The organism is Arthrobacter sp. TJ-266, assembly GCF_058269115.1.
This window is the reverse complement of record NZ_JBZCNC010000001.1, coordinates 222,576-235,066: the sequence shown is the minus strand read 5'-3', so window position 1 is coordinate 235,066 and position 12,491 is coordinate 222,576. Positions and strand designations below refer to the sequence as shown.

Genomic DNA, 12,491 nt, shown 5'->3' with positions numbered 1-12,491 from the left:
GTCGGGCGGAAAGTTGAAGCTTCCACCACTCCCCTCGCGCGACGCGACGTGAAGGCGGTCATCGCACTGCGCCGCGGCGCTAGCATGCACTCATGAGCACTCACCCGCCGCTGCCGCAGCCCGCGGAGGCCCCGGCCCCTGCGCCCACCGTCGGCTCGGGTAGGATCTTCAGCCGTCCGGTCCTCGCCTGGGCCTCGTGGGACTGGGGATCGGCCGCGTTCAACGCCATCATGACCACCTTCGTGTTCACGGTGTACCTCACGTCGGAGGCCTTCGGCGGGGAGGAACGCGCCTCGCAGGTCCTCGGATGGGGCCTCGCCGCGGCGGGCCTGCTGATCGCCCTCCTGGCGCCCGTGACCGGGCAGCGCTCCGACCGCGGCGGGCGGCGGAAGCTCTGGCTCGGTGTCAACACCCTGGTGGTCGTGATCCTGACGGCGCTGTGTTTCTTCGTGTTCCCGGGGCCCGGCTTCCTCATCCTCGGCGTGGCCCTGATCGCCGCGGCGAACCTCTTCTTCGAGTTCGCAGGCGTCAACTACAACGCCATGCTGACGCAGATCTCCATCCCCGGGACGGTGGGCCGTGTGAGCGGCTTCGGCTGGGCCATGGGCTACGTGGGCGGGATCGTGGCGCTCGTCGTGGTGCTCGTGGTATTCATCCAGCCGGTGGTCGACTGGGCCGGAGCCTCGAGTGAGAACGGGCTGAACATCCGGCTCGTCGCCGTGTTCTCCGCACTCTGGTTCGCCGCGTTCGCCGTCCCCGTGATGTTCGCGGTGCCCGAGGTGCGGCGTCGCTCGGAGGCGACGAAGCTCGGGTTCCTGGCGTCCTACGGCCTGCTCGTGCGGCGCGTGAAGGTGATCTACCGGGAGAGCCCGCACACCATCTACTTCCTGCTGGCCAGCGCCATCTTCCGTGACGGCCTCGCCGCGGTCTTCACGTTCGGTGGCATCCTCGCCGCCGGGGCCTTCGGCTTCTCCGCGAGCATGGTGATCGTCTTCGCGATCGCCGCGAACGTGATCGCCGCGATCGGCGCAGTGGTCGGCGGGTACCTGGACGACCGCGTGGGGCCCAAGCGCGTCATCATCGGCGCTCTCGTGGGCCTGCTCGTCGCCGGGACGGCCATCCTCGTCCTCGGCACCGGGACGTACTCCTTCATCGGCATGGAGTGGACGTCGGACACCACGTTCTGGGTCTTCGGCCTGATGCTCACCCTGTTCGTGGGACCCGCGCAGGCATCCTCGCGTGCCTACCTCGCACGCCTCGCTCCGGTGGGCGACGAAGCCGAGCTGTTCGGGCTGTACGCCACGACCGGGCGCGCCGTCAGCTTCCTCGCCCCCACGCTGTTCGCGCTGTGCATCGGGATCTTCGGCTCGCAGCTCTACGGCGTGATCGGCATCCTCGTGGTGCTGCTCGCAGGACTGCTCGTGCTGCTGCCGGTGCGGCCGCCCGCACGCGTGACCCGCGCCGTCGTGCCGGAGGCCTGACGTTGCAGCGGCCGCCCGCTTCCACGGACCGCCTTCGTTATCGGCTTTCGCCACCCGCACCGCGTGTCGGGAAGGAACACGCCGGAGGACCGGGCATTCGGAGTCGAGAAGGGACAACGATGGGGGCGCCCCGCCGACTCTCCCGCCGATTCCTCCCGGGGAGCTCTCGCTAGATGCCGGTGCGGTGGAAGTTCAGGTGGCTGCGGGAGGCCGTGGGACCCCGCTGGCCCTGGTAGCGGTTGCCGTACTCGCCGGAGCCGTAGGGGTGTTCGGCCGGTGAGGTGAGCTTGAAGAAGCAGAGCTGCCCGATCTTCGAGCCGGGCCACAGCTTGATCGGCAAGGTCGCCATGTTCGAGAGCTCGAGGGTCACGTGCCCGGAGAAGCCGGGGTCGATGAACCCCGCCGTCGAGTGCGTGAGGAGGCCGAGGCGACCGAGCGAGGACTTCCCCTCGAGGCGCGCGGCGACGTCGTCGGGCAGGGTCACGGTCTCGTAGGTGGAGCCGAGCACGAACTCGCCGGGGTGCAGGATGAACGGCTCGTCCGGTGCAACCTCGACGAGACGCGTGAGGTCCGGCTGGTCCTCGGCCGGGTCGATGTGCGCGTACTTGTGGTTGTCGAAGAGCCGGAAGTAGCGGTCTATCCGCACGTCGACGCTCGAGGGCTGCACCATCGTGGGGTCGAGCGGGTCGAGGACGATTCGCCCGGCGTCGAGTTCCGCCCGGATGTCGCGGTCTGAGATCAGCACCGTCCAAAACTACCAGCCGGGCGTCAGCGGCCTATCTCCGTGCGGACGGCGAAGAGCTCCGGGAAGAACGTGAGCTCGAGGGCACGCTGCAGGAAGCCGACGCCGGATGATCCGCCCGTTCCCGTCTTGAAGCCGATGGTCCGCGCCACCGTCTTCAGGTGCCGGAAACGCCACAGCTGGAAGTTGTCCTCGAGGTCCACGAGCTCCTCGCACGCCTCGTAGATGTCCCAGTGACCGGCGGCATCCTCGTAGACCTCCTTGTAGAGGGCCACGAGGGCGGGCTCGAACGCGTGGGCCAGCGTGACGTCCCTCGTGAGCAGACTCTCGGGGACCGCGTAGCCGCGCCGGGCGAGCAGCGCGATGAACTCGTCGTAGATGCTGCTCTGGCCGAGGAGCTCCGTCAGCAGTGCCTGCGCGGCGGGGTCGGCGTCGAACACCTGGATCATTGCGGCGTTCTTGTTGCCGAGGAGGAACTCCACGGCGCGGTACTGGTAGGACTGGAAACCGCTCGAGGACCCCAGCTCGCCGCGGAACTCGGCGTACTCGGACGGCGTGAGCGTCGCGAGCACCGACCACTGTTCGGTGAGGGAGCGCTGGATGTGCTTGATCCGCGCGATCCCCTTCATGGCCGATCGCAGGTCGTCACCCTGAAGGTGCAGCCGCACGGCCCGCAGTTCGTGCAGCACCAGTTTCAGCCACAGCTCCGAGGTCTGGTGCTGGATGATGAACAGCATCTCGTCATGGTGCTCCGGCGTGCTCACCGGATGCTGCGCGTCCAGCAGCTTGTGCAGTTCCAGGTACCCGCCGTAGCTCATCTTGTCCGAGAAGTCCCGCTCGATGCCCTGCTCGAGGTCCCGGGTGTTCCGCTCCACCGTCATGGGCAGAAGCCTACGTGCCGCCCGAATGTCCGAGCCCGGGTCTACCTTGGGGACCAGTCGAAGGAGGCACCATGAACCCCGCCCGTACCGCCCGTCCCGCCCGCTGCGGCATCGTCCCGCCGCACCTGCTCTCGCGCCTCGCCGGCCTCCGGGATCCACGGCTGTCCGTCGCGTCCCGCGCCGCCCGACACGCTCTGCTCGAGCTGGATCCGCTCGTCGCGGAACGCTCCGACAGGCTGCGTGCCCCCGTGCGCAGCGGCAGCTCGGTGGTCGCGGGCACCCTCACCCGGCGCATCCACGACGCCGGTGGCCGCGAGGAACTGCCGGGAGCGCTCGTGCGGGCGGAGGGCGCCCCACCCACGGGCGACGTCGCCGCGGACGAGGCGTACGACGGCCTCGGCGCAACGTACCGGCTCTTCAGCGAGGTGTACGGCCGCTCCTCGATCGACGGCGCCGGCAAGGCGCTCGACGCCACCGTCCACTACGGCGCCAACTACGACAACGCGTTCTGGGACGGCGAGCGCATGGTGTTCGGGGACGGCGACGGCGAGATCTTCGGTCGGTTCACGGCGTCCCTCACCGTGATCAGCCACGAGCTCACCCACGGATTCACCCAGTACTCCACCAACCTGGAGTACCAGGGGCAGTCGGGCGCCCTCAACGAGTCGCTCTCGGACGTCTTCGGCGTGCTCGTGGAGCAGCGGGAGCTGGACCAGGACGCCGGAGCGGCCGGCTGGTTCGTCGGCGCGGGGATCTTCACGGAGGAGGTGCAGGGCTCGGCTCTGCGCTCACTGAAGGCACCGGGAACGGCGTACGACGACGACGTGCTCGGCAAGGACCCCCAGCCCGGGACCATGGCCGACTACGTGGAGACGACCGCCGACAACGGCGGCGTCCACATCAACTCGGGTATCCCCAACCACGCCTTCTACCTCGCCGCCACGTCGCTCGGGGGCCGGGCGTGGGAGGGCGTGGGGCAGGTCTGGTACGACACCGTGATGAGCGGCGACGTCCCCAGCGACTGCGACTTTCCCACCTTCGCCCGGGCCACGACCGCGGCTGCGACGAAGCGCTTCGGACAGGACAGCGCCGAGGCGGGCGCCGTCGCCGGGGCCTGGTCAGAGGTGGGTGTGATGGCGTGAGGATCGAGATCACGCGCTCGGGCGGATTCGCCGGACTGACCCGCACCTGGACGCTCGAGGTGAGCCGCACCGAGGCCGAGCAGCGGTGGCTGCCCCTCGCCGCCGAGGCGGATGCGGCGGTCGGCGGCGCGGGAGCCGAAGCAGGTTCGTCAGGTGCTCCGGGCCTCACGGGTTCGTCGGGCGGTGCGGACAGCAGTGAGGGCCAGGGCATCTCCGGCCCGACGACCGGAGGCCGCGGAGCCTCTCCCGGGCAGCAGCGCGACCGCTTCACCTACCGCATCGCCATCGGCTACACGGAGGTGTACCTCGCGGAGAGCGCACTCGCCGACCCCTGGCGGGAGCTGATCGCGCGTGCTCGAGCCGCGACTCCGGCCCGCCCGGCGGTCGACGGCGACCCTGCAGGCACGACGACGGGCGGCCGAGCCTCGCAGCCGGAAGCGACGGACCCGGGCGCGGCGGATCCGAGCGCTGCTGGTTCGGACGCGGCTCCTTCGGACGCGGCTCGTTCGGACGCCGCTGGTTCGGACGCCGCTGGTTCGGACGCGACGGATGCGGGCGCGACGGATACGGGCGCAGGGAAGCCGGTAGCCCCGGAGCCGGCGTCGACGGACGGCGGAGCGGAGGGCCGGAGCGCGACGCCCGGCTCACCTCCGCCGTCGAAGCTGTGACCGTGGCCGCGCTGGTCGTCGAAGCCGCTTCATCCGACGCCGCCTCGAAGGAGGCGTCGTCGTGATCGGGCAGGTCGTACGGCGCTCCCGGGGCCGCCGGGCCCGGAGCGCCACGCGAACTGTTGTAAGGTGATGGAGCGGTTCCACCGCATGCGGGCGTAGCTCAATGGTAGAGCGCTAGCTTCCCAAGCTCGATACGCGGGTTCGATTCCCGTCGCCCGCTCTTCTCCTCCCCGGCCGGCACCTCGGTGTGCCCAAGGCCACCCTCCCCGGCCCGTTCTGCGCACGGCGGCGGCAGTACCCTTGAAGCGATGATTCGCACGATGTTCGCCTCCAAGATCCACCGCGCCACGGTGACCCACGCCGACCTCCACTACGTCGGCTCCGTCACCGTGGATCTCGACCTGCTCGAGGCCGCGAACATCCTGCCCGGCGAGCTCGTCTCGATCGTGGACATCACCAATGGGGCCCGGCTCGAGACGTACACCATCGCCGGCGAGCGCGGTTCCGGCGTCATCGGCATCAACGGGGCCGCAGCCCACCTCGTCCACCGGAGCGACCTCGTCATCCTCATCACCTACGTGCAGCTCACCGACGCCGAGGCCCGCAGCTTCGTCCCCACGGTGGTGCACGTCGACGCCCACAACCGCGTCGTGCAGCTCGGCTCGGACCCCGCCGAGGCGGTCACCGGCGACGTCGCCCGCCCTCCCCACGCCCTGGACAACAGCGCCCTCCCCCGCTGACCCGCTGCTCGTCCGGGCCCGATCCGGGCAGGATTTCCTGCCCCTCACATCGCACGTCCTGGGCGTCCACGACTCGTTGCAGGATTGGAAGCACACTTCCTAGCGCAACCGTCCGTGAAGGCATATGGTCACAAAACGAAGGTTGCTCAGGCCGTCGGCCCCCTCGGCCGGCAGTCGGGCTGTCTACAAGGATGTGGAGGCTCGGTAGGAATGCGGATGAGACGAAGGACGCGCGAAAGCGCGAAGAACCGCCCGAAGGCCGCCGCCCTGGCGGGCCTGTTGATGGGAACACTGGCGATGAGCGGGTGCGGTCCCGCCGAGGCGGACAACGCCCTCACCTGGTACATCAATCCGGACGCCGGGGGCCAGGCCGCCATTGCCCAGAAATGCACCGACGAGTCCGGTGGCCGCTACACCATCGAGACCTCCCTGCTCCCGAGTGACGCCGCCTCGCAGCGCGAGCAGCTCGCCCGGCGCCTCGCCGCGGGTGACTCCTCGCTCGACATCATGAGCCTCGACCCGCCGTTCATCCCCGAACTCGCGGAGCCCGGCTTCCTCGCGCCCGTGCCCGACGACGTCGCGCAGGGCACGTCGGAGAACGTGGTGGAGGGTGCGCTCGCGGGCGCCACCTGGAAGGACGAACTCGTGACCGTCCCGTTCTGGGCGAACACGCAGATCCTCTGGTACCGGAAGTCGGTGGCCGAAGCCGCGGGTCTCGACATGACGCAGCCCGTCACGTGGGACCAGATCATCGACGCTGCGCAGACCCAGGAGAAGGTCCTCGGGGTGCAGGGCGCGCAGGCCGAATCCATGACGGTGTGGGTGAACGCACTCATCGCATCGGCCGGCGGATCCATCATCGTGGACCCCGAGGCCACCGCCGACACCATCGAACTGGGTCTCGACTCCGAGGCCGGTGTCGCTGCGGCGGAGGTCGTGTCCCGGATCGGCCGGGACGGGCTGGGCGGCCCCGGGTTGCCCACGCAGACCGAGAACACCTCCCTGACGCAGTTCCAGGGCGATTCCGGCTCCTTCATGGTGAACTACCCGTTCGTCTGGCCCGCCACCACGGGTGCCGTGGAGGCAGGAACGCTCGATGCCGCGGTGCTGGATGACATCGGCTGGGGAATCTTCCCGCGCATGTCCGAGGATCAGGAGGCCGCTCCCCCGCTGGGCGGCATCAACCTCGGCGTCGGCGCGGAGAGCGACAACCCGGAGCTCGCCTACGAGGCCATCCAGTGCATCGTCTCGGTCGAGAACCAGTCGGAGTACTTCGTGACCAACGGCAACCCGCCGTCCAACACCGAGGCCTACGAGGACCCGCGCATCGCGGAGACGTTCCCCATGGCCGAGACCATCAGGGACTCGCTGCAGGTGGCGGCTCCCCGGCCCCAGACCCCGTTCTACAACGAGGTGTCCACCGGCATCCAGCAGACCTGGGCGCCGCCCGCCGCCGTCGACCCGGAGACCACCCCGGGCACGTCGAGCGACTTCATCACATCGGTCCTCAGAGGGGAGAAACTCCTGTGACCTCCGCAATTCCCGCCCGGACGACGACGGCGTCGTCGGCAGAAGCTGGCCCACACCTCGAGCGCGACACCGGCGAGAAGAAGGGGCGCAAGGCACCCAAGCAGTACAGCGACCGCGTGCGCGCGGAGCGGCGTCTCGGCTGGATACTCGCCGGACCGGCGTTCGCGATCATGCTGCTCGTGACGCTCTACCCGATCGTCCAGGCCATCTACGAGTCGCTCTTCCGATTCCGACTGACGGCGCCCGGGGAGCGCGAGTTCATCGGTCTCGAGAACTACCTCGTGATCCTCTCCGACGGCGTCTGGTGGGCGGACTTCACGCGCACCGTGCTGATCACCATCGTCACCGTCGCCGTCGAACTGGTGCTCGGCTTCGCCCTCGCGCTGGTGATGCACAAGGCCCTGAAGTCGGTGCGCGGGCTCCTCCGCACCGCCATCCTCGTGCCCTACGGCATCATCACCGTCGTCTCCGCCTTCGCCTGGTTCTACGCCTTCGACATCGACTCCGGCTACATCAACAACTGGTTCGGCTGGCTGCCCGGCATCGACGAGAACACCAACTGGTTCGCGGAGCCCGGGACCTCGCTGTTCGTGATCATGGCCTCCGAGATCTGGAAGACCACGCCCTTCATCTCGCTGCTCCTCCTCGCCGGCCTCGCGCAGGTGCCGGACGAGCTGAGCGACGCCGCGAAGGTGGACGGCGCCACGTGGTGGGAGCAGATGCGCAAGGTGATCATCCCCAACATGAAGGCCGCGATCATGGTCGCCGTGCTCTTCCGGGCCCTCGACGCCTTCAGGATCTTCGACAACGTGTTCATCATGACCAACGGGGCGAACGGCACCGAGGTCCTCTCGCTGCTCGCCTACCGCCAATCGATCAGCAGGCTCGAGATCGGGCTCGGCTCCGCCGTCTCCGTGCTCCTGTTCGTCTGTGTGCTCATCATCTGCTTCATCGCGATCAAGCTGTTCAAGGTCGATCTCGCGGGAACGCAGGGAGGGAAGTAATGACCAGCACCAAGAGCAAGCTGCTCTGGGCACTCGCCACCGTCCTCGTCCTCGTCTACGCGCTCTTCCCCGTGCTCTCCATCCTCGCCACGTCGTTCAAGTCACCGAGCGACCTCACGAGCGGGAAGTTCCTGCCGTCGTCGGGCACGGCCACCACCGGCAACTACGAGCAGATCCTGGTCGGGGACGCGCAGGGGTTGTTCCTCTCGGCCCTGCGCAACTCGATCGGCATCTCGCTGATCGCCACGTTCATCGCCGTCGTGCTGGCCACGCTGTGTGCCTACGCGATCGCCCGGCTGGACTTCCCGGGCAAGAAGCTCGTGCTCACCACGGCACTCGCGGTCTCGATCTTCCCGGTCATCTCGATCGTGACGCCGCTGTTCAACCTGTGGCGCACCATCGGGCTGTACGACACGTGGCTCGGCCTGATCATCCCGTACCTCTCGCTGACCCTCCCGATATCCATCTGGACCCTCGCCGCGTTCTTCCGGCAGATTCCCTGGGAGCTGGAGCAGGCCGCGCAGGTGGACGGCGCCACGACGTGGCAGGCGTTCCGGAAGGCCATCGTGCCGCTCGCGATGCCCGGCGTCTTCACGACGGCGATCATCGCGTTCTTCATCGCCTGGAACGACTTCGTGTACGGCATCTCGCTCACCTCCACGGAGGCCGCCCGGCCGGTTCCGGCAGCGCTGGCCTTCTTCACCGGGGCCTCGCAGTTCGAGGCTCCCACCGGGGCCATCTCGGCGGCGGCGATCATCGTCACCATCCCTGTGGTCCTCCTCGTCCTCCTCTTCCAACGCCAGATCGTCTCCGGCCTGACCTCGGGCGCCGTCAAGGGCTGACGCCCGACGTGTTCACGTAAAGGATCAACACCATGGCTTCCATCACCCTGAATCACCTGGTCAAGAAGTACGGTGACGGCTTCCCCGCCGTCAACGACATCAGCATCGACATCGCCGACGGCGAATTCATCATCCTCGTGGGGCCCTCCGGCTGCGGTAAGTCCACACTGCTCCGCATGATCGTGGGCCTCGAGGACATCACCGAGGGCGATCTCCTGATCGACGGCAAGCGAGCCAATGACAAGGCTCCCCGCGACCGCAACCTCGCGATGGTGTTCCAGAACTACGCGCTGTACCCGCACCTCACCGTGTTCGAGAACATCGCGTTCCCGCTGCGCCTCGCCAAGGGCAAGCACACCGAGGACCAGGTGAAGAAGCTCGTCACCGAGGCGGCTGCGACGCTGGAACTCACCGACCACCTGCAGCGCAAACCCGCCAACCTCTCCGGCGGTCAGCGGCAGCGCGTCGCAATGGGCCGCGCGATCGTCCGGCAGGCGGACGCCTTCCTGTTCGACGAGCCGCTCTCCAACCTCGACGCCAAGCTCCGCGGCCAGATGCGCTCGGAGATCTCGCAGATGCAGCGTCGCCTCGGCGTCACCTCCGTGTACGTGACCCACGACCAGACCGAGGCCATGACCCTCGGTGACCGCGTGGCCGTGCTGAAGAAGGGTGAGCTCCAGCAGATCGCCTCGCCGCGGGAGTTGTACGAACAGCCCGTCAACCTGTTCGTCGCCGGTTTCATCGGCTCGCCGTCGATGAACTTCCTGCCCGCGACGCTCGACGGGAACATCCTGCGGACCGCCCTCGGCGATCTCGAGATTCCTGCCGAGAAGGCCCAGAAGGCGGCGGGCAAGAAAGTCGTCCTCGTCGGCGTCCGGCCCGAGTTCTTCGAGGACGCCAAGCTCGTCGAGGACCACAAGCGGGTGCACGGCTCCACGTTCCACGCCACACTCACGCACACCGAGTGGCTCGGCAACGAGCAGTACGGCTACATCAACTTCGACCCGGCGCCGGAGATGCGCGAGCTGCTCAACAGTCTCGCCCGCGACATGGATGCGGACGAGCTCCGCCCGCAGGTCGTCGTCACGCTCGACGCCGCCAGCCGCATCCGCGGCGGACGTGAGGCCGAGATCTGGCTCGACACCCGCAAGCTCCACCTGTTCGACGCCGAGAGCGGTGACAACCTGACGCGCGACGTCGAGGCGGGCGCCCAGCTCACACGCGAGGCCGGCGAGGACCGCGAGGAGGAGATTGCGACGGCGCAGGGTTCGAACGGCGGCTTCGGTGGCGGCGGTTCGAACGGTCAGACGGCCGACACCGGCCACACGGGCACCGGTCACTCCGGCGGTGCCACCGCGGCAGGCGGAAACCACTCCGCCTGACCGCTCCACGGCGCCCCTCCGGCGTCGAGGTTCAGCACGTCCACAGCAGGGCCGGCACCCGGCGAGGGCGCCGGCCCTGCTGTGTAGTCTGACCCTATGGTCGAACACGACGCCGCAGCCCAGGTCGCCGCCATCACCGCCGGGTACGTCTTCGAGGGGCCCACCCTGCACCTCGGAGCCGCCCTGGTGGACGGAACGCTACACCCCGGCGCGCAGGTCGGTCTGCCGCTGGCCATGATGAACCGCCACGGGCTGATCGCCGGGGCCACCGGCACGGGCAAGACCGTCACCCTGCAGGTCATGGCCGAGCAGCTCTCCGCACACGGCGTCCCGGTGTTCCTCTCCGACATCAAGGGCGACCTCACGGGCCTCGCCGCCGCGGGCACGGCGACGGACAGGCTCACCAAACGCACCTCGAGCGTGGGGCAGGAGTGGACGCCCACGGCCTTCCCCATCGAGTTCCTCTCCCTCGGGGGCGACGGCCCCGGCATCCCCGTCCGGGCCACCATCTCCTCGTTCGGGCCCCTGCTCCTCAGCCGGGTCCTGGACCTCAACGAGACGCAGGAGTCCAGCCTGCAGCTGGTGTTCCACTACGCCGACAAGAACGGCCTCGAGCTCTACGACCTGGCGGACCTCCGCGCCGTCATCACCTTCCTGACGTCCGACGACGGCAAGCCCGCCCTCGAGGCGCTCGGGGGCCTCTCCTCGGCCACCGCCGGGGTGATCCTCCGCGAACTCGTCACGCTCGAGGCGCAGGGCATGGACGTGTTCTTCGGCGAGCCGGAGTTCGACACCGCCGACCTGCTGCGCACCGCGCCCGACGGCCGCGGCATCATCTCGGTGTTGGAACTCGTCACCCTGCAGCGGAAGCCCCGCCTGTTCTCCACGTTCCTGATGTGGCTCCTCGCCGACATGTTCGAGGAGCTGCCCGAGGTGGGCGACCTCGACAAGCCCCGGCTGGTGTTCTTCCTCGACGAGGCCCACCTGCTCTTCGCGGGGTCCTCGAAGGCGTTCCGGGAATCCATCCAGGCAACCGTCCGGCTGATCCGCTCCAAGGGCATCGGCATCTTCTTCATCACGCAGACCCCGAAGGACATCCCGGCGGACGTCCTGGGGCAGCTGTCCAACAGGGTGCAGCATGCACTGCGGGCCTTCACGCCCGACGACGCCAAGGCCCTCCGCGCCACCGTCTCCACCTTCCCGACCAGCGCGTACGACCTCGAGGAAGTGCTGACCTCGGCGGGAATCGGCGAAGCCGTCGTGACCGTCATGAGCGAGAACGGAGCGCCCACCCCGGTCGCATGGACACGCCTCCGCTCCCCCGAGTCGATCATGGGGCGGGCCCCCGAGGACACCGTGCCCGCCGTCGTCGCCGCGTCCGCGCTCCTTCCCCGCTACCGCGACGCCGTGGACAGCCACTCCGCCTACGAGAAGCTGAGCGGCCTGCCTGCACCGCAGCCGGGCGCAGCAGGCGGCGGTTCGACGACGTCGGACGCCCCGTCAGCGCCCGTCCCGGCCGGAACGGGAGGGGACGGCACTCCGCCGCCCGCTACCGGCACACCGTCCGATGACGGCGCTGCGCGGTCACGCGAGGAGCGCGACGCCGAGGCGCGGCGCATCGAGGAGGAGATCCTCGGGATGCCCTCGCGGCCCGCCCGCGAACGCCGGCAGGACGCCGCCGGCGGATCCGGCGGTGGGTCCGGCGGCACCGGCGATGGCTACGATGACCAGGACCGCCGGCGCGATGGCGCCGCACCCTCCCGCGCAGGCGGCGGGTACGACGGCGGCTCGGGCGGTGGCTACGGCCGTGGGTACGGCGCCGGTACGAGCGGCGGGTACGACGGCGGCGCCTACGGGACGCCGTCGACCTACGACTCACGCGGCGACAGCGGATATGGGCGGGGTTCCGACCGACGGCCTCCGGCGCAGCAGTCGCAGCGCGGGCCCGGGAAGGACGAGATGGCGGACCTCGCACTCAAGGCGGCCGGTGTGATCGGGAAGGAACTTGCGCGAGGTCTCTTCGGCACCAAGCACAAGAAGCGCCGGTGGTACTGAGCAGGCACGCATCGCGTCCGG

At 69.1% G+C, this 12,491-nt stretch carries 11 protein-coding genes and 1 tRNA gene; 10 read left to right on the top strand and 2 right to left on the bottom strand.

Annotation, left to right across the window (positions count from 1 at the left end):
* Nucleotides 1-92: 92 nt before the first annotated feature.
* Nucleotides 93-1,481 (top strand): MFS transporter, encoded by a 1,389-nt coding sequence (locus AC4D12_RS01225; protein ID WP_490947958.1) that lies wholly within the window; start codon nt 93-95, stop codon nt 1,479-1,481.
* 169 nt (nt 1,482-1,650) lie between these two features.
* Here the strand turns inward: AC4D12_RS01225 and dcd are convergent, their stop codons facing one another.
* Nucleotides 1,651-2,226, bottom strand: coding sequence for a dCTP deaminase (dcd, locus tag AC4D12_RS01220; protein ID WP_490947957.1), 576 nt, complete (start codon nt 2,224-2,226; stop codon nt 1,651-1,653).
* A gap of 23 nt (nt 2,227-2,249) precedes the next feature.
* Complete coding sequence (locus tag AC4D12_RS01215) at nt 2,250-3,104, bottom strand: tryptophan 2,3-dioxygenase (protein WP_490947956.1); 855 nt, start codon at nt 3,102-3,104, stop codon at nt 2,250-2,252.
* A gap of 71 nt (nt 3,105-3,175) precedes the next feature.
* Between AC4D12_RS01215 and AC4D12_RS01210 the strand changes: the two genes are divergently transcribed.
* The 9 genes from AC4D12_RS01210 (at nt 3,176) to AC4D12_RS01170 (ending at nt 12,470) form a co-directional block, all read left to right on the top strand.
* Entirely contained in the window at nt 3,176-4,246 is a 1,071-nt protein-coding gene (locus AC4D12_RS01210; protein WP_490947955.1) for a M4 family metallopeptidase, read from the top strand.
* Nucleotides 4,243-4,914, top strand: coding sequence for a hypothetical protein (locus AC4D12_RS01205; RefSeq protein WP_490947954.1), 672 nt, complete (start codon nt 4,243-4,245; stop codon nt 4,912-4,914). Before AC4D12_RS01210 ends, AC4D12_RS01205 begins: the two co-directional genes overlap by 4 nt.
* 152 nt (nt 4,915-5,066) lie before the next feature.
* Nucleotides 5,067-5,137 (top strand) — tRNA-Gly (locus AC4D12_RS01200).
* Nucleotides 5,138-5,225: 88 nt separating this feature from the next.
* Nucleotides 5,226-5,657, top strand: coding sequence for an aspartate 1-decarboxylase (gene panD, locus AC4D12_RS01195; RefSeq protein WP_490947953.1), 432 nt, complete (start codon nt 5,226-5,228; stop codon nt 5,655-5,657).
* A gap of 216 nt (nt 5,658-5,873) precedes the next feature.
* On the top strand, nt 5,874-7,187 hold the full coding sequence (locus AC4D12_RS01190) for a sugar ABC transporter substrate-binding protein (RefSeq protein ID WP_490947952.1): 1,314 nt from the start codon (nt 5,874-5,876) through the stop codon (nt 7,185-7,187).
* A gap of 116 nt (nt 7,188-7,303) precedes the next feature.
* Nucleotides 7,304-8,191 (top strand): carbohydrate ABC transporter permease, encoded by an 888-nt coding sequence (locus AC4D12_RS01185; RefSeq protein WP_490948758.1) that lies wholly within the window; start codon nt 7,304-7,306, stop codon nt 8,189-8,191.
* Complete coding sequence (locus AC4D12_RS01180; protein WP_490947951.1) at nt 8,191-9,033, top strand: carbohydrate ABC transporter permease; 843 nt, start codon at nt 8,191-8,193, stop codon at nt 9,031-9,033. Before AC4D12_RS01185 ends, AC4D12_RS01180 begins: the two co-directional genes overlap by 1 nt.
* A gap of 32 nt (nt 9,034-9,065) precedes the next feature.
* A complete protein-coding gene (locus AC4D12_RS01175) occupies nt 9,066-10,415 on the top strand; it encodes an ABC transporter ATP-binding protein (protein ID WP_490947950.1) in 1,350 nt (449 codons plus the stop codon).
* Nucleotides 10,416-10,511: 96 nt separating this feature from the next.
* On the top strand, nt 10,512-12,470 hold the full coding sequence (locus tag AC4D12_RS01170) for a helicase HerA-like domain-containing protein (RefSeq protein WP_490947949.1): 1,959 nt from the start codon (nt 10,512-10,514) through the stop codon (nt 12,468-12,470).
* Nucleotides 12,471-12,491 lie beyond the last annotated feature (21 nt).

Coding starts and splice junctions, on each gene's coding strand:
- AC4D12_RS01225 (WP_490947958.1), top strand. CDS start 93: ATGAGCACTCACCCGCCGCTGCCGCAGCCCGCGGAGGCCCCGGCCCCT.
- AC4D12_RS01215 (WP_490947956.1), bottom strand. CDS start 3,104: ATGACGGTGGAGCGGAACACCCGGGACCTCGAGCAGGGCATCGAGCGG.
- AC4D12_RS01210 (WP_490947955.1), top strand. CDS start 3,176: ATGAACCCCGCCCGTACCGCCCGTCCCGCCCGCTGCGGCATCGTCCCG.
- panD (WP_490947953.1), top strand. CDS start 5,226: ATGATTCGCACGATGTTCGCCTCCAAGATCCACCGCGCCACGGTGACC.
- AC4D12_RS01190 (WP_490947952.1), top strand. CDS start 5,874: ATGAGACGAAGGACGCGCGAAAGCGCGAAGAACCGCCCGAAGGCCGCC.
- AC4D12_RS01180 (WP_490947951.1), top strand. CDS start 8,191: ATGACCAGCACCAAGAGCAAGCTGCTCTGGGCACTCGCCACCGTCCTC.
- AC4D12_RS01175 (WP_490947950.1), top strand. CDS start 9,066: ATGGCTTCCATCACCCTGAATCACCTGGTCAAGAAGTACGGTGACGGC.
- AC4D12_RS01170 (WP_490947949.1), top strand. CDS start 10,512: ATGGTCGAACACGACGCCGCAGCCCAGGTCGCCGCCATCACCGCCGGG.